Source organism: Paenibacillus sp. JCM 9796 (assembly GCF_055379675.1).
The window spans coordinates 2,703,161-2,725,612 of record NZ_AP043723.1; the positions used below are offsets into that span (position 1 = coordinate 2,703,161).

Consider the following 22,452-nt stretch of genomic DNA (forward strand, 5'->3'; position numbering starts at 1 on the left):
TTTTGATCTCCTTCGGTTTCCTGACACTTGGCTTCTTGGCCGTGATCAGCGTCGCTTACAGCTCCATGCTGCGCTCGCCTTACTCGAACTTCCAGCAGCTTAAACTCAAGCTGCCGTATTGATAGCTTCGGTGCGATAAGCTCGCCCTTCGGTTCGGGTCGCCGGTTCCCATAGCCAGCAGTAAGGGGATAAAATGCTCCGGGGTCGGCACGGCTTCCCGGGCAAACGGCGCCAAGCGATCGTATTGAAATAGCGCCTCCAGATCCCATGCTTTCAGCTTGTCCTCCAGCCAGCCATCAAATTGCAAGGCCCAATCGTTGACACGGGACGATCCTCCCCACTCCAAGCGCCGCAAATTATGCACCGTTCCCCCGCTTCCGATCATCAATATATGTTTCTCCCGAAGGGAGGATAACGCTTTGCCGATCCGGTATTGCTCGGCATTCGACAAATGACGGTTGACGGAGAGCGCGATGACCGGGATATCGGCCGCCGGATAGAGCAGACGCAGGACGACCCAAGCGCCGTGATCCAATCCCCGGACGGTATCGATTCCGGCGGCAATGTTCTCTTGCCGGAGTAAATCTTGAATCTCGCTTGCAATCGCCGAATCGCCGGAAGCAGGATATTGAACTTCGTACAGCTCCTTTTGAAACCCGGAAAAGTCATAGATCGTATCATACGATTCGGCGCCGGAGATTTGTTGTTCTCTGCTCTCCCAGTGGGCGGAAAACAGGACGATGGCTCTTGGCTTCGGCAGCTCTGAAGCCAATTGCTTCAGAAAGGCCGTGTATTCATTCTGTTCCAACGCCAGCGACGGGGCGCCATGCGCAATAAAATAGGAAGGGATCACAGGTAAGCTCCTTATCGGTTATTGTTGGCATCTTGCAGCAGCCATAGCGTGAAATCTCTTCGATTATCGGAGGTCACCTCATGGGCGGCCGCATACGTTTTGTACGTGACATGGTTGGACAATCCGCGGAAATAGGCATGGTTCGCGTCGCCCAGCTGCTGCGGAAATACGGGATCATACTCGCCGTGGGAGATGAAGACGGACATATTCTTCACCGATTGATGCGGGTATTCGTGCTGCACGAAAGCCGGAATATATCCGTTTAAGGCAACGATCCCTTTCAACTGCTCTCCCATGACCAGCGCCAGCGACATGGAAAGAATCGCACCCTGGCTGAAACCGAGAAGGTAGCGGCGGCCAGGGTCAATGGCGTATTTATCGGTAGCGCAGCGGATAAAACGTTCCAGCTCCCGGATCGATCGATCAAAGTGTTCGCGAATCGGATTGCCGATGCTTTTAATATGGAAATAAGCATACCCGCTCCCTTGGGACAGATTTCCGCGGACGCCGATCACAATAAAATCATCCTTCAACCCGTCCAATAACCCCATCATGTTCTTCTCGTTAGAACCAAGTCCATGCAGGGCGAAAATGGCCGGATACTTCTTCTCGGGGTCATAGGAAGAAGGCAGCTGCACGTCATACCTATAGTCGATAGTCACGGAATCAATCTCCCTTCATTTGTATTCTTATAGAATACTTAGGTTCATATTTGTTAACTTTAAACTATCATGCGACGCTTGGAGTGTCAACCGTTTGTTTGATAATATGAATATTATATATTTACGACTAAACCAAGGGGCATTCATGATGAATATCGGAGCTACCATTCGCGCTATACGCAAACGTAAAAAACTAACCATTCCCCAGCTGTGCGCGGGAACCGGTCTATCCAAAGGGTTTATCAGCAATGTCGAAAATAATAAAACCTCTCCTTCCATCGCTACATTAGAGAGCATAGCCGCCTTTCTCAAAGTGCCTCTCCCTTATTTGCTGCTGCACGAAGAACAACGGATGCAGGTGACTCGAAAGGAAGAAAGGAAGCTTACCACAACCGGCAAACAAAAATTGAAGGTCGAGCATCTCTCGGCACAGGGAGGACTGCGCATGATGATCGTCGAATTCCCCCCGGGGGCAACGACCGGCGATAACATCCATGAGGGAGAAGAATGCCATTTCGTCTTGAAAGGAACCCTGCTGGCAGAGCAGGGCGAAGATTCAGCCGTACTGGAAGAAGGGGATTCGTTCAGCTGGAACGCCAGTGTCCCCCATAAAGTAACGAACACCGGCGAGGGTCCTGCGCTGGTGCTTATCTCCGTTTACAAGGAAGTGCATTCATATGAGGAGATGTAGCAGGTCGAATCGACAAAATTTACACTTTTCTGGAATATTGACATATCGGTATTCGACGATATAATGAAGCACATGGATCCTATTTTAATTTTTAAAGCTCTATCGAACGAAACGCGCCTGCAAATTCTTCATTGGTTGAAAGAACCGGAGAAATACTTTCCCTCCCAAGAAGGCGGTGACAGTAAGAAAATCGGGGTTTGTGTCAGCCACATTCAAGAGAAAGCGGGCTTATCCCAATCGACCGTTTCTCAGTATCTGTTAATGCTGCAGAGGGCCGGTTTGTTAGAAGTGAATCGCTACGGCCAGTGGACCTACTACAAGAGAAACGAAGCCGCCCTGCAACAGTTGTCTGCTTATATCCGGAATCAACTTTAATAAAGCATACCCAAGATACATGGCTGAATTTCTTCCGACTGGAAATTCAGCCATGTATATATTGCGTTTAATATATCTAAAAATTTAGATATGTAGATATGTGAGTTTGTAAATTCGTGGATGGGAGCGGGCGAATACAATGAATTCAATTGAACAAAATAGAGCTTATAAGCAAATGTATGCCAAAGATAAGCTCACCCTCGGTTTCTTTATCCCGATTGAAGCTCATAAAGGCCGTGACATTCCGACCATGGAAAACCAGGCTCAACTGGCTCGCCGCGCAGACGAGTTAGGCTTCTCCGCGCTCTGGTTTCGCGATGTTCTTCTGCATGATCCCTCTTTCGGCGATGCGGGCCATCTGTATGATATGTGGATTTATTTGACCTATATCGCTGCGGGCACCAACCAGATAGCGCTTGCCACCGGCAGCGTTGTATTGCCGCTTCATCCTCCGGCACGGGTTGCAAAAATGGCGGCTTCTTTAGATCAATTGTTTCAGCAGCGTTTGATCCTTGGCGTTTCGTCCGGAGACCGCATGTACGATTTTCCGGCTCTAGGCGTTTCTCATGCCGATCGATCCGAGCTCTTCCGGGAATCCTTTGCTTATTTGCAAAGGGTTATTTCGGAATCGTTCCCGATCATTTCCTCACCTCTCGGCGTCATGCAAGGAAATGTAAACCTGATTCCCAAACCGTCCGGAAGGGTGCCTACCTTCATTACGGGCTACAGCCAACAAACCATAGAATGGATTGCCGAGCATGGAGACGGATGGGTGTACTATCCCCGGAACGTGGCCAATCAGGCCCGGTCCATTGCGGAATGGCGCAGATGCATCGAAGAGAAAACACCCGGCGTGTTTAAACCGTTCTCCCAGTCGTTATTCATCGATCTGAGCGAGGATCCGGACGAAATGCCTACCCCGATTCATCTGGGGTACCGGCTAGGCAGGAACTTGCTGATTGAACTCTTGGAAAGCTTCCGGGAAATCGGGGTCAATCACGTCGCGCTCATTCTTTCCCTGGGGATCCGGCCGGCTGACGATGTGCTTGAAGAGCTTGGACAATTCGTCCTTCCCCACTTTCCCACCCATACGCATGAACACATGCATAGACCTTAGGAGGTAACGAAAGATGCTTATATCCATTTTGGATCTTGCCCCCATCGTTGTGAACGGTACAGCGGCAGATTCGTTCCGCAATACGCTTGATCTCGCGCAGCATGCCGAAAAGTGGGGCTATAACCGTTACTGGCTTGCCGAGCATCACAATATGCCGGGGATTGCCAGCTCGGCCACATCGCTGGTTATCGGCCATGTCGCAGCGGGCACCAAGAAGATCCGCGTAGGCTCCGGCGGCATCATGCTGCCCAATCATGCTCCTCTGGTCATTGCCGAGCAGTTCGGGACGCTGGAATCGCTCTACCCGGGCCGCATTGACCTGGGGCTCGGAAGAGCCCCGGGGTCCGATCAGCTTACAGCCCGGGCTCTGCGGCGCGGTCTGGGAAGCGACGGTCATGATTTCCCCGAGCTGCTAAGCGAGCTCCGGGCCTACTTGAACCCGGCAGCCGCCGACGCCCGTCCGATGGGCGTGCGCGCCATTCCCGGCGAAGGTCTGAATATCCCGATCTGGCTGCTCGGCTCCAGCGGCTTCAGCGCCCAGCTGGCCGGCCAGCTGGGCCTTCCCTTCGCCTTCGCCAGCCACTTCGCTCCGGATTATATCAAGCAGGCTTTAGAGCTGTACCGCAGCAATTTCCGTCCATCGGAAGCGCTGGATAAGCCTTACGTCATGATTGGCATTAACATCATTGCCGCGGACACGGACGAAGAGGCCCGTAAGCTGGCTACGTCACAGGAGCAGCAATTCCTGAACCTCATCCGCGGCGGCACCGGCCCCTTGAAGCCTCCGGTAGAAAGCATGGATGCTCTGTGGTCTGTCCATGAAGAAGCTATGGTTCGCAGACAATTGAGTTATACCATTGCCGGGAATAAAGAGACGATTCGGAAGGAATTGCCTGCTTACCTTCAAGCAACGCAGGCCGACGAATTGATCGTCGCCGGGCAAATTTATGATCATCAAGCCCGTTTGCGATCCTATGAAATTTTAGCCGAGGTCGTGCAATAACATAAACGTGACCTATATGAAGGACCTGGCCGAGTGGCCAGGTCCTTTGTTGTGCACATCCATGAATCAGACTTTCCCCGTGCCGGTTCTGCTCTCCGGAAGCGCCCGTTAAGGACGAATGCCCTCGCTGACCGGCGCCTGCTTGGGAAGCCACGTCTGCTCGAGCAGCAAGGCGGTCAAAATCCCCACCAGCACGCCGTTACTCATGATATACTGCAAGACCGTCGGCAATCCGGAGAAAACGGCTTGCGGCAAAAACATAACTCCTGTTCCAAGCGTAAGCGAAAGGCCAAGGATGGTCAGACGCCGTTGATCCAACGTTTCTTTCAGGACCGAGCTGATCCCAATCCCGACCATCTGTGAAAACAACGCCAGCATGGCTGCATTCGCAACGGGCTCGGGCAGCGTGGAGAGGAACGCGTATACGAACGGAAAAAAAGAAGCCGCGGCAAACGCCAGACAGGCGATAAAGAACGGAAGCATCCGGGTCTGACCGGTCGTGCGCACAAAGCCTGAAGAGACGGAAAAGGGAACGGTTGCTATCGTTGAAAATACGGACGCCAGGATTGTCGATACACCGCTGATCAATCCGCCCTTCTCTAAACGACCTTCACGGCCGACAGGTTGGCCTGTCATCTGCTCTCTTTCACTAAGAACCTGCCGCATAGAGGATACCGAAACGATGACACTGGAAACGAGTACAAGCGAGACCATGACCGAGGAAATGAACGTGCCTGCGTCCAGCCGCGGCAATCCCCATGCGAATAGATCCGGTAAGGATACAAGTGCCGTCGCCCGGGGCATACTTTCTCCCCCGTTCACCAGCACAAAGACCACCCACCCGGCAATCATCCCTGTGAGGACCGCATAGCTTTTCATCCAGCTTTTCCCCCAGATGGAGAGAGCCAGCACCAGGAGGAAGACGGAGAATGAAACGGCGACATCGCCCGGTTCAATCGGGGTCGACGTCCCGCTGAACCCTATCATTCCCTTTAACATGGCGCCGCTTAATTGAAAAGTGAGGATGATCAAGTAAACCCCGTTGACCAGAGGTGTAAATAACTTGAGCATCTTTTCCATCCAGCCCGCCGCCCCAAGGACCGCCAAAATCGTGCCCGCCAGCAGCATGGAGCCTTCCAGCAGCCGCAAGTTCTCCATGGGATCCTGTTGATTTAAGAAAGCCATCTGCCCCATTAAAACAAAAACCCCAACCCAGATGCCGGCCGGACCGTCAACGATAGGCAAGCGGTGACCTAACCATCCCCCCAATAAAGTCGATACCCCCACGACAAGGAACGTGCGCTGCATGAACCCGGAAATTTCATCGGCGGGCAGTTGATAGGCATGGCCGATGATGATCGGAAACGCTATAGATCCGGCAAGCAAAAACATAAACCATTGAATGGAGGCCATAGCCGTTCCCCATGATCCGTTTTTCATTCTTGATCTCCTCTTCTTCCTCTTCGTAATGGTAACCGAATCTTGACATTTATTCTCTAAGATTACTCTTACTCCCCCTGCAGCTCAAGATTTTTTTGGCATCCGCGTATAGGGATAAGTGCCCTTTTCCCGCATGCCGGCATATGATGCAGTATGTTAAGCGAAGGATCCATGGCTGTACGAAGCAGGGAGAGGCATAGATCCGGCGCGACAAAGCTCAACTTCACCGCGGGAGGAAAAACATGAATCAACAACAACTATCCGGACAGACCCCCCTGGCAGTACCCCCGTCTTACCAGCCGATGCAGCCGGGTCCGGCTCAACCGTCAATTTATCCTTGGCCTCGTCAAGACTACATCCTGTACGAGGACTACTTTCAAGACGTACGCGATCATGACTACTACTTTCATGATGATTATGTTCATGACTATTGGGATCAGCCGGAGCCTGCCTGGCACCATCCGTGGGATCATCACGAACACCGCTACTCTTGGTGGCATGACGGGCTGTGGCACGACAACCCCTACCCTCCATCCCTCTTGCCGGCTTATCCTGACTTTATCGATTAAAGAAAGCCGACACCCCTACTACGGGTGTCGGCTTGAGTCCTATCCAATATAGCGGCTAGTTTCCCTTGGATAACTAGCCGTGCAAACCTCCTTGCAGCCTTGGGCGATGCCGATACGGGCCGACTGCGATTTGGATCAGACTCGTTTTGCCTTGCGGCGTTAACCGGTAGATCTCATCGCACACAGCCGCATCAAAGGCGAGCAGCGGATGTCCTCCCATCCCGAGAGCGGATGCCGCAAGCAGTAACCGCTGCACGAGCATTCCCGCTTCCATCTGTTGGATGCGGTATCCTCTGTAGCCCAGTTCAGACTTGTAGTGCTCCTTGTCCCCCGATACGTGCAGGCAGAGCGGCACCTGGAACAGATTGACAATGTCTGGAGGCGTCCCCTGCAGCAGCCGGAACCGGTGGTCACCGGGACGTATGGGCCGCAGCGCATGAGCTGAGCGGTCATAGCGGTAAGCGCCATCCGGGACGCCTTCTACATGATGTAAACAGCCATGCAGCGATACCCGGGACTCCGGCGGCCGTCCATGCGCTCCATCCAAGTCGTTCCAATACGGGAAGGATGCCGTCGCCTCGTGAAGCAGCGCGGCTACTTGCAGCCGGCTTACCTTGGCCAACGCGAAATCCATCGCCGGCGAATACCGCTTTCGGCAAGCCGAAGCCAGATCATAGGACAATCGCTTCACAAGAGGCAAGGCCACCGCCCGATCCCCGCCCTCAGCGGTTCGTCCTTCCCCGACCTGCCGGAACGATTCCCTCGAATCCAGCCGGGACGCTTCATTCATGCGGATCAGCATCGGGTACTCCACCATTCTCCGCGACCGCACATAGTGGTCGTGCCGAACCGCAGGCAGCTCCTGGCCTAGTTGTGCGGCCGACCCCATCGTGCCTCCGTCGCTCCCGACCCCGAACCATGTGACCGCAGGCTCCACGGACAAAGGAATGACGGCGTACACGCTCTCCTCATTCTCGTTGAGCCCTATAAGATGGTTGACAGCCCGGTCGAGAAACTGGAAGTAAACCCCCGAAGCAAACTTGTAGCGTTTGGCCACCTCCAGCAGCTGCCCGATCAGCACGCCGGCATCCAGCCCTTGAAGGCGGTATGAGAAATTGTGGTATTTAAAAAAGTTTTTCCAATACATCGCCGACACAAAAACGGCGGCGAAACAAGCCGACACCTCGCAGCGGCCGCCAAGAGCCCGGGCCAGATACGAATCGAAATGTCCTTCGCGCAGCAAGACCAGGCGATGGTGCGCGGCATCGTAGTGGTATACCCCGGCAGGCAAATCGTCCAGTTTCAGATACACGTACAATTCATTGGCATACAGCCCCCCGCCGGACGGGGCAAACCGCCGGCAGGTTGAGCTCAGATCCGCGGATTGTTCCGCAGGATCCGACCAAAAGACGGATTGACTGAACTGCGTGAGTCCATAGGTGTACCAGAGGAAATGACCGATTTCGCGAAGAGCGGGCATCGAGGGCGATACCCGTCCCTCAAGCGTCAGCGGGATTTCAGCAGACAACGGGACCGTAGGCAGCCCCCGGTAGAGCTTATAGGCAAGCGGTGCGTCTTCCCAATCCACCTCCCAGTCCGCGGGTTTGTTCTGGTCGATGTCAACATGCAGATGGCGCAGAAAGGCATCCAGACTCATCTTTCCCTCCTACTCGCGTTTATGGAAACGGATGCGGATGCGGATTAAGCTGTTCAGGTGTGAGCGGCTGCTTCACATAGCCGAGTTCGGCCGGAACCCGCAGCACCCTTTCCAATCCTGTCAAGCGCGTCAAGTGATGTCCGAATGTCATCGGCAGCATGCCCGGTATCAGTACTTTCACACAGTGCAGTCCGTTTCGCCTCATCTCCGCCGTCGTCTGATTCACGACGATGACTTCGAGGTTCAAGCGGTTGAACACTTGAATCAAACTCATCAGATCATCAGTCAGATCGGCCCGTCTCTCCCTTGGCTTGAATTCCTCGTTAAAGGTTCGCAGCGGGCGCTTCTCATCGAGCAAAAAGTGCAGGCGTTCTTCCGCCTGCGGCAAACCGTACAGCATGGAGTGGTGTTCCATCTGCTGCACCAGGGACGAATCATGGAGCATTCGCGCATATTCCTCCCGGTTTGCCTCAAATTTCTCGTCCATCGTCCGCATCATACCGGCCAACTCGTAAATCGCGCCCTTCACCGCCCGGATCGGGTCCAGATGGGAGCCTGCTGCACAGATGAGGTTCAGCCCGGTTGGCTTCCTGTTTTTCGCCACGGCCCAGACGCTGGGGATCCCGTTCTCCATCGTCGCGTTAAATACATGCAGATCGAATCCCGCCACGGCCTGCACACGCTCGACCATCAACTGCAGCTCCTCGTCGTCCGCTGAACGAAGCTCGAGGCGCGGGAGCGGCAATTGCGCGTACCAGGTCAGCAAGAAGGAATCGCGCTCCACGATCTCCAAAATACCGTAAAATATAGCTTCCTCCAGGCTTCCGCCCAAGGCGCAGCCGTTGGAGGTTTCATAAACGAAGCCGTGTCCGCAGCCCAAGCTGTAATAGGAGAGCAGCTCCGGAACGAGAATCGGCCGTTCCTGCAGGAACGAATAGCCCCATACCCAGTCGATTTTACGATCGGGATGAAACGGCTTGAACGGAAACCTGGGACGCTCATACTGCGCCTTGTCGTGCACGCCAACCTGGAAAGGGTTGAGCGCTTGGTCCCGCAGACGGCTGAAGCTGTCGCGGATGACGGTCCGCTTGCCCCGGGGAGTAACGCCGCCGTAGCGCTCCAAAGCCTCCAGAACGGCGGTCAGCTCGCTTTCCGCATAGGAGTGCGTCCGGCCCGCCGAAACTTCATCGCCCGTGAACAGCGGCTGGTTCACCGTTACATCGGCAAACGGCGACACGAGATCTACCATTTTTCCGTTCAACAGGCCGGTCCGGTAATCCAAGTAGTCTTTGAGCAAAACTTGCTTCATTTCGTCCAGCGGACGGCAGCGGAAGCTGTCCGGGCTGCTCTTCGGATTAGGCTGCAGCGAAATGTGTGCAGCTTCCGGCGAATCGTCGGGCACTTGCCCGCAAACGGAACAAAGCGGGTTGGGCAGGAAGAAGTGAAGCGAGCTGCGCAGCGTTTTCAGGTTGATGGCATATACCTTGTCTCCCAGTAAGGCCGGTTCTCCCTGAAGCGCTCGCCGGGCTTCCGCCGCGAGCAGGTGAGCCGCCTGCAGCAGTCCTGTGCGAGACGCCCACGCATCGCGGCGGAAGCCCTCGTGCGCAGCCAAGCTTTGCCGCAGCTCCCACATTTCCTTGCGGTCGCGCCCCGCCATCAGATGCCGCATGTCGGCGCACTGCGAGCACCCGGGGATACCCGGGCGAACCAGCGGTCCGATGAGGCCCTCGCCGAAGTGGACGAAGCCCCGTAACCAGGCAATGCCGGCCGACCGGAACACCTCTTCGGCCTCATGATGCGCGGAGGGATGCCACGCATCATGCAGCAGCAACGCCAACTCGGCTGCTAGCGGGATGCCATCTCTCAAGCCTGTTTGACGAACGACCTGATATTGGGCGGACAACTCGCTGCATACATAGTCGGCCAACAGTCCATCTCCGACAACCGCGACGACAGCGCTCATTGATGCTCCTCCTCTCGCCATACCACGCCGAACGCACCCGCCAGCTCCTCTTCCCATAACGGTTCCGCCGTCAGCTCGAAGACTTCGAGCCGCTTCTGATTCCGCTTCAAGACCTGCAGGGCCGATTGCAATACCTTCGACTGCTCCCCGTCTTCACACGGGGAAATCACGAGGCTTTGCCGTGCGTTTCTTTCAGGCTGCAGGGATAACACCTCGACGGCTTGCGTCAGACGCGCCGCCGGATGTTGTACCTTCAGCAGCGCCTGCTGCAAGGCTTGCCGCAAGGCCAGCGTCGCATTCAACCCTGTACTGCCGTACCAGCGACCGCCCGTTCCGATCCACGCCACGGGGAATCCGCACAGTTCCTCCCCCAGCCCGATCATCGGTTCTCCTTGCAAGGTAGTCAACGCCTGTAAATAATACCGGCAGCGGTCATCCTCTACAGCACGAAGCCGCAGCGGAATGACCGTTGTCTGCCGCTCCTCTTGCCGCTTGCGCAGTTCCTCGTCCAAACGATGACGCAGCCCGCGGCTAACGCCTTCCGCGACAGTTGCCCCTGCTCCCACACCGACGAATTCATGCGGTTGCACAAGCTTACCCTCTGCCAGCGGCCGGACCATACGCGACAGATACGCTTCGATCCCGGCCAGCCCCGCTTCCCTTCGCGCTTCCTCATGCGTCAGTCCCGCAGCAATGATGTCCGGCAGCGGCATAACCGGCCCCTCCGAGAGCGGATCGGCCGGCCGGACGCGGCATAGCGCCAACGGCAGCTGCTTCAAGTCGCCCTCCTCCCAACTGTGGAAAATGCCCGATTGCGGCGATGTCAGCTGGTTAAAGAAAGGAAGCAAACCCCCGGATTCATCCCCGTCCTTGCTGTGTTCGAGCCGCACATCGAGATCTTGAACCCATTGGACGGCGGCACGTCCGGTCACCAGCGGATGGGGGACGAACGTATGCCAGCCGCCTTCCAGCGTCTCCAGATCAAGGAGGAAGAATTGATTGTACAATTCCGCTTCGGTCATGCCCGTAACCGTTTTAAACAGCTCAAACACAATGACATTCGCGAGCATCGCTCCCGCTACGGAAGAAAACGGGTGCAGCTGCGGGTCTTTGTCGATGGCGGACCGGTGTATCCGGCGCCAAGCCGACTCCCAGCACCCCTCGGAGTCCGGGTGCACCACAGGGCCGGCGAAACCGACCTGCTGCATACACATGGCGGGGAGAAACACCTTCTTCTCAGCTCGGCAAACCGCATGAAGAGCCCTCAGTTCCTCGGTATTGCCCTCCTCCGACACATACAGAATCGAATGAAACGGCTGCACGGCTTCGCGCCAGCCCTCTTGCAGGCCAACCTCTACAAGCGCCGCCTCGGGATCGGCTCTGCGGGCATGCGCCTCCAGTTCCGCCAACCGCCACCGGTGGGCCGGCTCCGACTTCGTGATCAGCACGTGGACCTTAGGCATGCCGGATTCGAACAACGCCGCAACGAGCGAGGCCAGGAAGGAACCTGAGCCGACCGCCAATACCGGGGCTTCCCGATAGGATTGGAAACGGTACGCGCCCGAATCGCCGAAATTGTCCAATAATTCAATTTGCGGGGCAAAGTTTTGGAGAACTTCGTCCGGCAATTGATGCGGGCGGTCTTGACTCACATCCCGGACAAAACCGTTTTCGTACATTTTTCCTGCGATTTCATACACCCGATCCCGATACGGTTCCGGTAATCCGTTCGTCAAATCGTCCAACGTGTACTTGCCGTTGAACACCGGGATCAGCTTCTCGATCCATTGATCGATCGTACTGCCTTCCAACTTGAACGAGCCTGAGTTATTTCGAAAATAGACATGGCCATCTGGATCAGGAAGAAAAAACGTATCCCCTTTCACTTTCAGACGCATAGAAGGATTCAAACCCGTCATTCCGCTCCTCCTTACCGCGAGCAGCTTTATAAGCTGTGCCCTCACGTTTTATCTTTATCTTATGTACGGCTTGTTGTCCCACTTGCCTAATCTTTTTCTTGTTGAGAAAAAACCCCTGCGAAACAAATGCATGGTCTGCGCAGGGGTTACCTTTTCTTCAATACCAGCCGCGGTTTCCTTCAGAAAACTAGCCTGCGAAACAACGGTGGGCACAACCGCCGCAGCCGCCGCAGCCGCCGCAGCCACCGCAGCCGCATCGGAAGCCGCCGCAGCCGCACCGGAAGCCGCCGCAGCCGCACCGGAAGCCGCCACAGCCACAACGGAAACCGCCGCAGCCGCATCGGAAGCCGCCTCCGCCGCACTGGAAGCCGCATAGTCGAGCCGGATCGTACTGGCCTTGGTACTCCATAGGTACCATCTCGCCTGCTTGGAATTCACTAATTTTCAATTGTTGAAGCTCTTTTTTGAAATCATCCATGATTTAACCTCCGAAAATTTAGTTTAGTTGGAGTTTTCCGCGTAACAGGAATGTGCAGGAAGCACGAGCTTTAGGCAAACGCACCATCCAACATATACTGCAACTTATGAACGAGGCTCCGCTCTTGTTACTGATTTTCTCCTTTTTCTTTGCAGCCCTTGGCCACATGCAGGCCCCATCCCGCTTCCATCGGCGAAGATTCCAAAGCTGCCTATACCTTCTTGCCCCGGAAGCTTCCCCGCATCATGGAAAAAACAAATAAGGCACCCTCAACAGGTGCCCCTACCGCTTACCGCACAATGAGAAATATATTTCCGCAGATTGCGCATCGGACCTGATATCCGAACGCCTTCATCCTTGTTCCCTTTCAAGGACGAAGGCTATTCCTTCAGTGTGTAGCCATTGATCTTCAAGTGAGCTTGAAACATCTCCGCTGCTGAAGGCAAGTTCTCTTTCGAAGGCCACGTGTCAACATCCCAAATTTGAGATTTGTTTAAAGCTCTGGAGCAATGGATAAAACATTCCTCCACCTCAACCACAACGCTAAGTAAAGGAGGCTCTTGGTTCGCGGGCCACTTTGGCATAACGTCAGCGGTTTTGACTACACAGGCACGTCCATTAATCCGCAGCACTTCATGGAGTCCGGGGATGAGAAAGAGAAGTCCGGCATGAGGGTTGGATAAAATGTTAAACATTGAATCCCCCCGTCTGTTGCCCGGTTTTTCGGGGATCATCAATCGACGCTCATCCAGAATGTGCACAAATCCCGGCTGATCCCCCCGGGGGGAAACGTCGCATTTCCCTTCTGCGCTGCTGGTCGAAATGAATACAAGTGGCGACATGGAGATGAAATCCTGGGTACGTTCATCTAACTGAGCAACACTTTTCTTTACAACCGCTTGGTGAGGCGTCCCTACCAGCTCTCTTAACTCGTTCTGCGAACGAATGGAAAGTTCAAAAATATCGCTACCGTCCATGGTTGAATTCCTCCGTCTTCTGGTCAAAAATGGTCATCGTCATCCGCCTTACTTCACTCTCATCAGCAAATACACAAAATACGGTGCGCTAACCATGGAAATGACCAGTCCGGCGGGAATCTCGGTGGGCGGCAAGGCGTTTTTTCCAATCGTATCCGCCAGCAGCAGGATGAGCGAGCCCAACAGCGCCGCTGTCGGCAGCAGCATCTGATGTCTGGGCCCGACAAGGCGGCGGGCGATATGGGGAGCGACGAGGCCCAGGAAGGAGATTCCTCCCCCGGCAGCCACACCGAGACCCGCCAGCGCCACCGCCAGCACGAGAAGGATGAGGCGCTCCCGGTCTGCACGAACACCGAGTCCCATCGCCACCGGACTGCCCAAATTTAATACATTAAGCGTATGAGCTTTATACAGCGTGTACGGAAGCAGCACCGTATACCAAGGCAGCAGCGCCCATACAAACGACCACTGCGTCGTCCACAAATCTCCCGACAGCCAGACCGCCGCTTTCATGAAGTCAAGCGGATTCAGCCTCAGCTGCAGGGCAATCAGGATAGCGCTCAGACCGGCGTTGATGCCTATCCCGACCAGAATGAGACGAGTGGCTTGAAGTCCGCGCTTCCAGGCAAATACGAAAATGAAAACTGCGGTCAATAAGGCCCCGGCAAAAGCAAAGAGCGGCAGCATGAACGTGCTTAGCGTGCTCAGCCCTCCGGTTGCAGTTTGAAACAAGGTGATATAAACGACGACCGCTAACCCCGCTCCCGCATTAATCCCCAGGATGCCGGGATCCGCCAGTTCGTTGCGCGCCGCGCTTTGCAAAATAGCCCCGGAAACCGCCATGCCGGCGCCAACGAGGAGCGCCAGCACGATGGAAGGCAGCCGAATGTGCAGCAGGATCAGCTGCTGTTTCTCGCTTCCGCTGCCGATGAGCGTCCGGAATACTTCGCCGGGTGACAGCGAAACGGCGCCGAGGTTCAGGCTGACTAAAGCGACAAGAAAGAGGAGCACCGCCAGCGCCAGCATCGTCCAACCAAATTTACCCGGCATGCTGTTCATGAGAACCGTCCCCCTTCTCTTCGGACTAAATACAGGAAGAACGGCACGCCCATGGCGGCTGTCACTACGCCAACCGGCGTTTCGTACGGCGGACTGATCATCCTTGCCCCTACATCGGCCAGCACCAGCAGAAAGCTGCCCAGCACGGCGGAAACCGGAAGCAGGAAGCGGTAGTCCGGCCCGACCAGCATTCGGCTGATATGAGGGACAACCAGTCCTACAAAGCCGACCGCCCCCGCTACGGCAACCGAGCTGCCCGTTAACAGCAGCACCGCGAAGACCCCGAGTATTTTAACCAGCATCACATGGATGCCCAGTCCCTTCGTCACTTCCACTCCCAGATTGAACAGCGTTAACGAGCGGGCGAGCAGGAGGGCCAGCGGAATGCCGATCGCACCGGCTGCCGCAAGCATCCGAACCGCCTTCCAATCGGTATTGGCCAATCCGCCGGCATACCAGAAGCTCATCTCTTTCGACACGTCAAAATGCAGCGCCATCACGGAAGTGAGCGAGCTCAGAAACATGCCGATCGCCACACCGGCAAGAGCCAGCTTGACCGGCGTAATCCCCCCTTTGGAGACGGAGGTAATCGTAAAAACAAAGAAGGCCGCGAGCCCCGCGCCGATCATCGAAGCGGCTGTCGCCCCAAGCGCCGAAACGCTCGGAAACAGCGTCATCGTGATCACGAGAGCGAACGCCGCCCCGTAAGAAACCCCTAGGAGCGAGGGCTCCGCGAGCGGGTTTCTTGTCATCGCCTGCATAATAGCGCCCGATATCGCGAAATAAGCGCCAATCAATATGGCCGTCAGGGCCCGCGGCAAACGGATTTCCCCGACGATTTGGTGAGTCGTATTACCGGCTTCATAATGAAACAAAGCCTCCCATACGGTTGCCAGCGTCAAGTTTTTCGTCCCGTAAACAAGAGAAAGGGCCAGCGCCAACAAGACACAAATGATGCCGACGGAAAACATCAAGCCGGTTCGCGCCCCCCGTCCCGCAGGTGCCTTGATTTGTCCGAACTGGTTCGTTGCCAATTACATTCAACCTTCCTAAACCGTTAATAGGGTACTGATGAGAATTATTATCATTATAAAAGTATGTAACGCTTGTTTCAATCACTTTCGCATAAAAGAGCCCGATTATGAAATTAATGGATGTTGACGATTATTTTGAGAATGGTTATCATTATCGTCGGAAACACATTCGAAGGAGGCCACTATGCTATTTCGCAAACAAACGATAGGATCGACCATTCTTATGATCTGCGCTTTATTCCTGCTGGCCGCATGCGGCAGCAATGACGGCAAGAGTACAAGCGTAAACGAGAGTAATAAACAGGCTGGAGCGGAATTGAAAGTAACGGACGCGATGGGCGAGGTGACCGTTCCCGCAGACGCCAAACGCATCCTCGCGCCGCACCTGGAAGATTCGCTGATAGCACTGGGGGTAAAGCCTGCGGCCCAATGGGCGATCGGCGCTACGGTGCTCGATTACCTGCAGACCGATTTGAAAGGCGTGCCTACAATCGGTTGGGATTTGCCGATCGAACAAACGATCGGAGCTGACCCGGACCTGATTATTTTCAGCTCGGCATCGGCTGTCCAAAACGGGCAGTACGAAAGCTATAAAAAAATTGCCCCGACTTATATTTATAAAGATGCGGATAGCGCTGACTGGCGGAAGCAGCTGCAGATCATGGGCCAGCTGCTCGGCAAAGATAAGGAAGCCGCCGATAAGTTGGCCAGTTACGATGCGAAAGCCAAGCAGGCCAAGGAGAAGATCAAGGCGGCAATCGGCGACCAGACAGCCGCGATTCTTTGGGTGATCGGCGACCAGTACTATCTGTTTGAGAATAACCGGTTTGCGGCGAACGTCCTGTTCGGTGACCTCGCGGTCGCTCAGCCGAAAATGATCCAACAACTGCCTGCGGCGGAGAACACCTGGAAACCGATTGCTCTTGAAGCATTGGCCGATCTCGATGCCGACCATCTGTTCCTTGCCAGCAAGCCGGAAGAAGCCGGTCTGGACAAACTGAAGCAGAGCGCGATTTACAAAGGACTCAAGGCGGTCAAAGGCGGTCACGTGTATGAGATGGCCGATCCGAGTCCCTGGACGATCAGCGGCCTCATAGCTAACGAAATCACGATGGATCATATCGTTAAAGCCTTAGTGAAATAACGAGGATCGTTACAAAGAAACTCCCGGCTGAGCATACCGTCGCTTGGCCGGGAGTTTTTCGATTATTTTTTGCAAAACCTCCCGCACGTTCTACCGGCAGGCTGCTACCTGCTTCTCTCCTGCGTACCTCTGATATAAGAGATCCAATACACGAGCGCAACGAATAGCGAACCTCCAACCGCATTGCCCAGAAAGACAGGAATGAAATTACTGCCCCAATCGGCCCAGCTGGCATGACCTGCAAAAATTGCAGCCGGAATGATAAACATATTCGCGACCACATGCTGAAAGCCTATAGCTACAAAACCCATGATTGGAAACCATATGGCCACAATCTTCCCTGTGACATCGTCGGCCGAATAGGAAAGCCAGACGGCCAGTCCGACCAGCCAATTGCACCCGATGCCGGATACAAACGCCTGAAGAAAAGTTTCACCCAGCTTCGCATCGACAATCGACAGCGTTTTCGCCAAGAATGGACCTTCGGCCGTTAACCCGACCACATGACCGAAAAGGAACGCTACACAAACAGCGCCCAGAAAGTTACTCACGGTGATCCAAAACCAATTCCGCAGAAGTTGACGAAATGAAGCTTGCCCGGCAAGCATCGCCATCGTTACCAGCATCATATTCCCGGTCAGGAGCTCCCCGCCGCCGACGATGGTAAGAACGAGACCTAACGGGAACACAGCCGCCCCTAGAAACCCGGACAAGCTCCCCCACTCCTTGGGCATGCTCCCGCTGACACGAATATCCAATAAAAAGCCTAAAGCGATAAATGCGCCGGCCAAAAAACCGAGGGACAACAGCGTTGGAAGGGGCAAACTTATTTTGCGCTTGCCTGCCTCGATGCTTAATTCCGCGACCCGTTGAGGAGTATTGTAAGCCATTGATTACCTCCGACCCTTATTCCCTGTTAGGTTTTCCCTATTTGGACTTGTTATTCCTGATTTTTTTTCACAAATTTGGAGTTGTTTTTTTGTAACAAAACTGTATACTTAACAAGCGGTGTAAATAATTGTTGCCGCATTCTTCATCCTGTGTAAAAATAATAAATAGTAGTTTCTTACTTGCCATAGGCTTGATATGAATTAATTTTATGAAGGTGGTTGAACAACAGTGAGTATTCTTCAAACGATGAGTCAAGAAGAAGTGAACGCAAGAGATTACGTTCAGGACGTATACGAAACCGTCGTCAAACGCAATCCTCATGAAAGCGAGTTTCATCAGGCAATCAAAGAAATCCTCGAATCCCTAATCCCCGTTATCGCCAAGCATCCGAAGTATAAGGAACATGGCATTCTGGAGAGAATCGTTGAACCGGAGCGATTGATCAGCTTCCGGGTACCTTGGGTAGACGACCAAGGGATTGTAAGAGTGAACCGCGGATTCCGCGTACAATTTAATAGCGCGATCGGGCCTTTCAAAGGCGGATTGAGATTCCACCCTTCCGTCAACGCCAGCATTATTAAATTCCTCGGATTCGAACAAATCTTTAAAAATTCCCTTACCGGCCAACCGATCGGCGGGGGCAAAGGCGGATCGGATTTCGATCCGAAGGGGAAATCCGATGGAGAAATTATGCGGTTTACCCAAAGCTTCATGACCGAATTGTTTAAATATATCGGCCCCGATACGGACGTGCCTGCCGGCGACATCGGCGTAGGCGCCAGAGAAATCGGGTACATGTTCGGCCAGTATAAACGAATCCGCGGTGGCAATGAAGCGGGCGTGCTGACAGGTAAAGGCATTGTATACGGCGGCAGCTTGGCACGTACGGAAGCTACCGGATACGGTACCGTTTATTTTGTTAATGAGATGTTGAAATCGAAGGGATTAAGCTTTGAGGGAAGCACGGTTGTCGTTTCCGGATCAGGCAACGTAGCGATTTACGCGATCCAAAAGGCCACCCAGTTAGGCGCAAAAGTCGTTGCATGCAGCGATTCTAACGGGTACGTCTATGACAAAAACGGAATCAATCTCGAGACGGTACAGAGATTGAAGGAAGTCGAAAGAAAACGCCTCAGCGAGTATGTGAAGGAGCATCCGGACGCGATCTACTCGGAAGGCTGCCAAAACATCTGGACGATTCCATGCGATATCGCGCTGCCTTGCGCTACGCAAAACGAAATCGATGAGACCTCCGCCAAAATATTGGTCTCGAACGGTGTTCAAGCCATCGGCGAAGGCGCCAACATGCCTTCCACGCTCGATGCCATCGACGTATTCTTAAAAGCCGGTGTGTTATTCGGACCCGCCAAAGCCGCCAATGCGGGTGGCGTAGCGGTTTCTGCGCTCGAAATGTCGCAAAACAGCATGAGATATTCGTGGTCCTTCCATGAAGTCGATGACAAGCTCCATCAAATTATGAAAAATATTTATAGAAACTCCGTCAACGCCGCTGAGGAATACGGTCATCCCGGTAATCTCGTGGTAGGCGCCAACATTGCCGGATTCCTTAAAGTCGCGGACTCTATGATCGCGCAAGGTGTCATCTAATCATGAACCAAGCACCTCTTCTGACGAAACGTTGGAAGAGGTGCTTTTTTTTTCCTATCCATGGGCAGTCGGGGCTTCCTGAACGAAAGAGGGGAATAATTCGGATGAAGCCGCGCATCCTAACCACATGAATGGAGGGAATGTAAAAAATGGATGCAGGGCCTGAAGATATGCTGTACATGAGAACATTAATAGCGAATGTCGTTTTTGTCGGAGAACCGGGGAGCGATGACTGGGTGTTGGTGGATGCGGGTGTCTATACGTTTGCCGATAATATTGCAGATACCGCGAAAAAACGGTTTCGTTCCGTTCAGCCGCGAGCCATTGTACTGACCCACGGACACTTTGATCATGTCGGGTCACTTGCAGATTTATTGGAGCTCTGGGACGTTCCGGTATATGCTCACGAAAAAGAACTCCCCTATCTTACGGGGAAGGCGGATTACCCCGAGCCTGATCCAACCGTCGGAGGCGGCTTGATGTCGCAAATATCGCCTCTTTATCCTCGTAAAGGCATCGATATCGGTCAGCGGGCTCAAGCGCTGCCGGATGATGGCAGCATCCCCGTGATGCCCGGCTGGCGATGGATTCACACGCCCGGACATACGGAGGGGCATGTTTCCTTATTCCGCGAATCGGACCGGACGCTCATAGCCGGGGATGCTTTTATTACAGTCAAGCAAGAATCAGCGCTCGCCGTCATCACGCAACGTGCAGAAATTCATGGACCTCCCGCTTATTTTACCGCGGAGTGGGACAAGGCCTGGGCATCCGTCAAACGCTTGGAAGCTCTCAAACCGCTCTTCGCCGTTACAGGACACGGCATCCCTATGTTCGGGGAAGAGCTTGAGCAGGGACTGGCCAGGCTGGCCCGCGATTTCGATAAGCTGGCGATTCCGGAGCATGGCCGATACGTCCATCATCCTGCTGAAGTATAACCTGGTTAGGCGTCCTTCAGAACAGCAGACGAGGCGTCCTTCTGCTTGGATAAGAACAGATTCAACAAAATAGCGGTCAAGGAACCGGATACGATGCCGTTTTGCATGAGCATTTTCGCAAAAGCCGGCAGTTGGTCGAACATTTGCGGCAGCGTCGCCGAGCCTAGGCCGACAGCGATGCTGCATGCGGCAATCAGCAGGTTGCCATCCTTGCGCAGATCAACTTCTGACAAAATCGAGATGCCCGAGGCCGCAACCGATCCGAACATGACGATCATCGCGCCGCCAAGCACGGCGCTGGGGATGACTGTCGTTAAAGCCGCCAGCTTAGGCAGCAGGCCCAAAATAACCATGATGCCTCCCGCAGCAAAAATAACATCCCGGGATTTAACGCGGGTCAGCGAGATCAGCCCGACATTTTGGGAGAAAGCCGTGTATGGAAATGCATTGAAAATTCCGCCGAGCATAATAGCAAGACCTTCGGAACGCAGGCCGTTCACAATCTGCTTCTTCTCGACCTTCTGTTCAGTCGCTTTCCCTACTGCAAAATAAACGCCGGTGGACTCCACCATACTGACAATATTGACGATAATCATCGTGAAAATAGCCGTGATGCTGATTTGGGGAACGCCGAAGTAGAACGGCTGCGCAATGCTAACCCACGACGCTTCCGCAACGGATGAGAAGTGAACGATACCCATGGCATACCCGGCAGCCGTTCCGGCCACCAAGCCTACGAGCACGGAAATGGAACGCAAAAATCCGGTAGCCAGACGGTTAACGATTAAAATAACGAGAAGCGTGCCTAGCGCAAGCAGCAAATGATGCAGCTGGCCGAAATCGGCGCTTCCCTGGCCGCCTGCCGCATTGTTCATCGCCACCGGAATTAAGGAAAGCCCGATAATCGTTACCACGGAGCCGGTCACAATCGTAGGGAAAAACCTTAGCATTTTGCCATATAGCGGTGCGGCCAAAACAACGAACAAGCCGGACAAAATAATGGCTCCGTACGCGGTAGCCAGATTCGAAGCGGAGGCAATCGCAATGATCGGGCCAACCGCAGTGAAGGTGCATCCCAAAATAACAGGCAGTCTGCTGCCAAAATACTTCGTTCCCATGACTTGTAATATCGTCGCGATCCCGCATGTAAATAAATCGGCTGCGATCAGATAAGCCATCTGGGTGCCGTTCAGCTTAAGCGCTCCACCCACAATCAGCGGCACGATGACAGCGCCCGCATACATCGCCAGCACGTGCTGAAAGCCCAGGGTAACCACTTTCTGTTTGCTTAACATCCTGCATTCTCCTTCATCTGATGGATTGACGTATCGTCTTCGTCTTCTACAAAGCGAACCTCACCTGGCGACATCGAGGCGATCCGGGCCAGGGCGTGAACGCGCACACCCTTTTGCTCCAGCAGGGCGCGACCTTCTTGAAAGCTTTTCTCAATCACACAGCCGACACCCAGCAGCTCCGCTCCCGCTTCTCTCACGATATCGACGAGCCCCACAAGAGCTGCGCCCGTAGCGAGAAAATCGTCCACAATCAGCACTTTATCGTTCGGGCCCAAGTATTTCTGAGAGACGCTGACCTGGTACGTCTCCTGCCGGGTGAATGAATGCACGGATGCCGCATACACATTCTCGGAGAGCGTGACGGCTTTCTTTTTCTTGGCATAAATAAAAGGAACGCCAAGCGCGATCCCCGCCGCCATCGCAAATTGAATACCGCTGGCTTCAATGGTCAGCACTTTGGTAATCGGCTCATTGGCAAATATCCGCCCGAATTCCCGCCCGATCTCCAGCGCCAGCTGCGTATCGACCTGATGATTCAAAAATGAATCGACTTTCAGCACCGTATCGGACAATATGAGTCCCTCTTGACGTATGCGCTCTTCAAGTAATTTCATGCTACATGTCCCGCTCCTTCTCCAAAATAACAAAAAGGACAGACTCCCTGAGCTATTTCTCTCAAGTGAAGCCTATCCTTCCGGGCTTTTATCCCTTATGGTGTAACACGTAAAGTGTCTGCATCACTCGGACCAGTCCTTCTTCCGCAAAGCAAAAGAAACGGA

Annotated in this window: 21 protein-coding genes; 8 read left to right on the top strand and 13 right to left on the bottom strand. The window is 54.1% G+C overall.

Annotation, left to right across the window (positions count from 1 at the left end; all coding sequences use genetic code 11):
- Positions 1-79 precede the first annotated feature (79 nt).
- A complete protein-coding gene (locus tag ACZ439_RS13030) occupies positions 80-853 on the bottom strand; it encodes a DODA-type extradiol aromatic ring-opening family dioxygenase (RefSeq protein WP_054797228.1) in 774 nt (257 codons plus the stop codon).
- Between the two features lie 11 nt (positions 854-864).
- Positions 865-1,515 (bottom strand): alpha/beta hydrolase, encoded by a 651-nt coding sequence (locus tag ACZ439_RS13035; RefSeq protein WP_464621075.1) that lies wholly within the window; start codon positions 1,513-1,515, stop codon positions 865-867.
- A gap of 148 nt (positions 1,516-1,663) precedes the next feature.
- Here ACZ439_RS13035 and ACZ439_RS13040 point away from each other — a divergent pair, with 148 nt between their 5' ends.
- The 4 genes from ACZ439_RS13040 to ACZ439_RS13055 all read left to right on the top strand — a co-directional run bounded on the left by ACZ439_RS13040 (position 1,664) and on the right by ACZ439_RS13055 (position 4,701).
- On the top strand, positions 1,664-2,206 hold the full coding sequence (locus ACZ439_RS13040) for a helix-turn-helix domain-containing protein (RefSeq protein WP_464621130.1): 543 nt from the start codon (positions 1,664-1,666) through the stop codon (positions 2,204-2,206).
- A gap of 72 nt (positions 2,207-2,278) precedes the next feature.
- Positions 2,279-2,581, top strand: coding sequence for an ArsR/SmtB family transcription factor (locus ACZ439_RS13045; protein WP_054797234.1), 303 nt, complete (start codon positions 2,279-2,281; stop codon positions 2,579-2,581).
- Positions 2,582-2,720: 139 nt separating this feature from the next.
- The gene (locus ACZ439_RS13050) at positions 2,721-3,698 is read left to right on the top strand and encodes an LLM class oxidoreductase (protein WP_054799746.1); all 978 of its coding nucleotides are present in this window, start codon (positions 2,721-2,723) and stop codon (positions 3,696-3,698) included.
- Between the two features lie 13 nt (positions 3,699-3,711).
- Positions 3,712-4,701 carry an LLM class flavin-dependent oxidoreductase gene (locus ACZ439_RS13055; protein WP_054797229.1) on the top strand — a complete coding sequence of 330 codons (990 nt, stop codon included), beginning with the start codon at positions 3,712-3,714 and terminating at the stop codon, positions 4,699-4,701.
- Positions 4,702-4,809: 108 nt separating this feature from the next.
- On the opposite strand, the gene ACZ439_RS13060 is transcribed toward ACZ439_RS13055, so the two are convergent.
- A complete protein-coding gene (locus ACZ439_RS13060) occupies positions 4,810-6,141 on the bottom strand; it encodes a purine/pyrimidine permease (protein ID WP_464621076.1) in 1,332 nt (443 codons plus the stop codon).
- Between the two features lie 242 nt (positions 6,142-6,383).
- On the opposite strand from ACZ439_RS13060, the gene ACZ439_RS13065 reads away from it, so the two are divergent.
- Entirely contained in the window at positions 6,384-6,710 is a 327-nt protein-coding gene (locus tag ACZ439_RS13065; protein ID WP_464621077.1) for a hypothetical protein, read from the top strand.
- 73 nt (positions 6,711-6,783) lie between these two features.
- Here ACZ439_RS13065 and ACZ439_RS13070 read toward each other — a convergent pair whose 3' ends face one another.
- The 7 genes from ACZ439_RS13070 to ACZ439_RS13100 form a co-directional block, all read right to left on the bottom strand.
- Positions 6,784-8,367 carry a SagB family peptide dehydrogenase gene (locus tag ACZ439_RS13070; RefSeq protein ID WP_464621078.1) on the bottom strand — a complete coding sequence of 528 codons (1,584 nt, stop codon included), beginning with the start codon at positions 8,365-8,367 and terminating at the stop codon, positions 6,784-6,786.
- A gap of 19 nt (positions 8,368-8,386) precedes the next feature.
- Positions 8,387-10,330, bottom strand: a complete 1,944-nt coding sequence (locus ACZ439_RS13075; RefSeq protein ID WP_464621079.1) for a TOMM precursor leader peptide-binding protein — start codon at positions 10,328-10,330, stop codon at positions 8,387-8,389.
- On the bottom strand, positions 10,327-12,249 hold the full coding sequence (locus ACZ439_RS13080) for a putative thiazole-containing bacteriocin maturation protein (RefSeq protein ID WP_464621080.1): 1,923 nt from the start codon (positions 12,247-12,249) through the stop codon (positions 10,327-10,329). Before ACZ439_RS13080 ends, ACZ439_RS13075 begins: the two co-directional genes overlap by 4 nt.
- Before the next feature lie 54 nt (positions 12,250-12,303).
- On the bottom strand, positions 12,304-12,687 hold the full coding sequence (locus tag ACZ439_RS13085; RefSeq protein WP_464621081.1) for a hypothetical protein: 384 nt from the start codon (positions 12,685-12,687) through the stop codon (positions 12,304-12,306).
- A gap of 420 nt (positions 12,688-13,107) precedes the next feature.
- On the bottom strand, positions 13,108-13,704 hold the full coding sequence (locus ACZ439_RS13090; protein WP_127605228.1) for an MSMEG_1061 family FMN-dependent PPOX-type flavoprotein: 597 nt from the start codon (positions 13,702-13,704) through the stop codon (positions 13,108-13,110).
- Between the two features lie 48 nt (positions 13,705-13,752).
- The gene (locus ACZ439_RS13095; RefSeq protein ID WP_464621082.1) at positions 13,753-14,763 is read right to left on the bottom strand and encodes a FecCD family ABC transporter permease; all 1,011 of its coding nucleotides are present in this window, start codon (positions 14,761-14,763) and stop codon (positions 13,753-13,755) included.
- Positions 14,760-15,797, bottom strand: coding sequence for a FecCD family ABC transporter permease (locus tag ACZ439_RS13100; protein ID WP_464621083.1), 1,038 nt, complete (start codon positions 15,795-15,797; stop codon positions 14,760-14,762). Before ACZ439_RS13100 ends, ACZ439_RS13095 begins: the two co-directional genes overlap by 4 nt.
- A 184-nt stretch (positions 15,798-15,981) precedes the next feature.
- On the opposite strand from ACZ439_RS13100, the gene ACZ439_RS13105 reads away from it, so the two are divergent.
- The gene (locus ACZ439_RS13105) at positions 15,982-16,941 is read left to right on the top strand and encodes an ABC transporter substrate-binding protein (RefSeq protein WP_464621084.1); all 960 of its coding nucleotides are present in this window, start codon (positions 15,982-15,984) and stop codon (positions 16,939-16,941) included.
- Between the two features lie 104 nt (positions 16,942-17,045).
- Here the strand turns inward: ACZ439_RS13105 and ACZ439_RS13110 are convergent, their stop codons facing one another.
- The gene (locus ACZ439_RS13110) at positions 17,046-17,831 is read right to left on the bottom strand and encodes a formate/nitrite transporter family protein (protein WP_127605234.1); all 786 of its coding nucleotides are present in this window, start codon (positions 17,829-17,831) and stop codon (positions 17,046-17,048) included.
- Between the two features lie 247 nt (positions 17,832-18,078).
- On the opposite strand from ACZ439_RS13110, the gene gdhA reads away from it, so the two are divergent.
- Both gdhA and ACZ439_RS13120 read left to right on the top strand, forming a co-directional pair.
- Entirely contained in the window at positions 18,079-19,440 is a 1,362-nt protein-coding gene (gene gdhA / locus ACZ439_RS13115) for an NADP-specific glutamate dehydrogenase (protein ID WP_054799229.1), read from the top strand.
- A gap of 149 nt (positions 19,441-19,589) precedes the next feature.
- A complete protein-coding gene (locus ACZ439_RS13120) occupies positions 19,590-20,378 on the top strand; it encodes an MBL fold metallo-hydrolase (RefSeq protein ID WP_141334904.1) in 789 nt (262 codons plus the stop codon).
- A gap of 5 nt (positions 20,379-20,383) precedes the next feature.
- Here the strand turns inward: ACZ439_RS13120 and ACZ439_RS13125 are convergent, their stop codons facing one another.
- Entirely contained in the window at positions 20,384-21,673 is a 1,290-nt protein-coding gene (locus ACZ439_RS13125; protein WP_054799227.1) for a nucleobase:cation symporter-2 family protein, read from the bottom strand.
- Positions 21,667-22,287: a xanthine phosphoribosyltransferase gene (locus ACZ439_RS13130; RefSeq protein ID WP_054796137.1), complete on the bottom strand. Its 621-nt coding sequence runs from the start codon at positions 22,285-22,287 to the stop codon at positions 21,667-21,669. The genes ACZ439_RS13125 and ACZ439_RS13130 overlap by 7 nt, the downstream gene beginning before the upstream one ends.
- Between the last annotated feature and the right edge of the window lie 165 nt (positions 22,288-22,452).

Coding starts and splice junctions, on each gene's coding strand:
- ACZ439_RS13050 (WP_054799746.1), top strand. CDS start 2,721: ATGAATTCAATTGAACAAAATAGAGCTTATAAGCAAATGTATGCCAAA.
- ACZ439_RS13090 (WP_127605228.1), bottom strand. CDS start 13,704: ATGGACGGTAGCGATATTTTTGAACTTTCCATTCGTTCGCAGAACGAG.
- ACZ439_RS13105 (WP_464621084.1), top strand. CDS start 15,982: ATGCTATTTCGCAAACAAACGATAGGATCGACCATTCTTATGATCTGC.
- ACZ439_RS13040 (WP_464621130.1), top strand. CDS start 1,664: ATGAATATCGGAGCTACCATTCGCGCTATACGCAAACGTAAAAAACTA.
- ACZ439_RS13080 (WP_464621080.1), bottom strand. CDS start 12,249: ATGACGGGTTTGAATCCTTCTATGCGTCTGAAAGTGAAAGGGGATACG.
- ACZ439_RS13125 (WP_054799227.1), bottom strand. CDS start 21,673: ATGTTAAGCAAACAGAAAGTGGTTACCCTGGGCTTTCAGCACGTGCTG.
- ACZ439_RS13045 (WP_054797234.1), top strand. CDS start 2,279: ATGGATCCTATTTTAATTTTTAAAGCTCTATCGAACGAAACGCGCCTG.
- gdhA (WP_054799229.1), top strand. CDS start 18,079: ATGAGTCAAGAAGAAGTGAACGCAAGAGATTACGTTCAGGACGTATAC.
- ACZ439_RS13120 (WP_141334904.1), top strand. CDS start 19,590: ATGGATGCAGGGCCTGAAGATATGCTGTACATGAGAACATTAATAGCG.
- ACZ439_RS13130 (WP_054796137.1), bottom strand. CDS start 22,287: ATGAAATTACTTGAAGAGCGCATACGTCAAGAGGGACTCATATTGTCC.
- ACZ439_RS13060 (WP_464621076.1), bottom strand. CDS start 6,141: ATGAAAAACGGATCATGGGGAACGGCTATGGCCTCCATTCAATGGTTT.
- ACZ439_RS13070 (WP_464621078.1), bottom strand. CDS start 8,367: ATGAGTCTGGATGCCTTTCTGCGCCATCTGCATGTTGACATCGACCAG.
- ACZ439_RS13095 (WP_464621082.1), bottom strand. CDS start 14,763: ATGAACAGCATGCCGGGTAAATTTGGTTGGACGATGCTGGCGCTGGCG.
- ACZ439_RS13065 (WP_464621077.1), top strand. CDS start 6,384: ATGAATCAACAACAACTATCCGGACAGACCCCCCTGGCAGTACCCCCG.
- ACZ439_RS13075 (WP_464621079.1), bottom strand. CDS start 10,330: ATGAGCGCTGTCGTCGCGGTTGTCGGAGATGGACTGTTGGCCGACTAT.
- ACZ439_RS13110 (WP_127605234.1), bottom strand. CDS start 17,831: ATGGCTTACAATACTCCTCAACGGGTCGCGGAATTAAGCATCGAGGCA.
- ACZ439_RS13055 (WP_054797229.1), top strand. CDS start 3,712: ATGCTTATATCCATTTTGGATCTTGCCCCCATCGTTGTGAACGGTACA.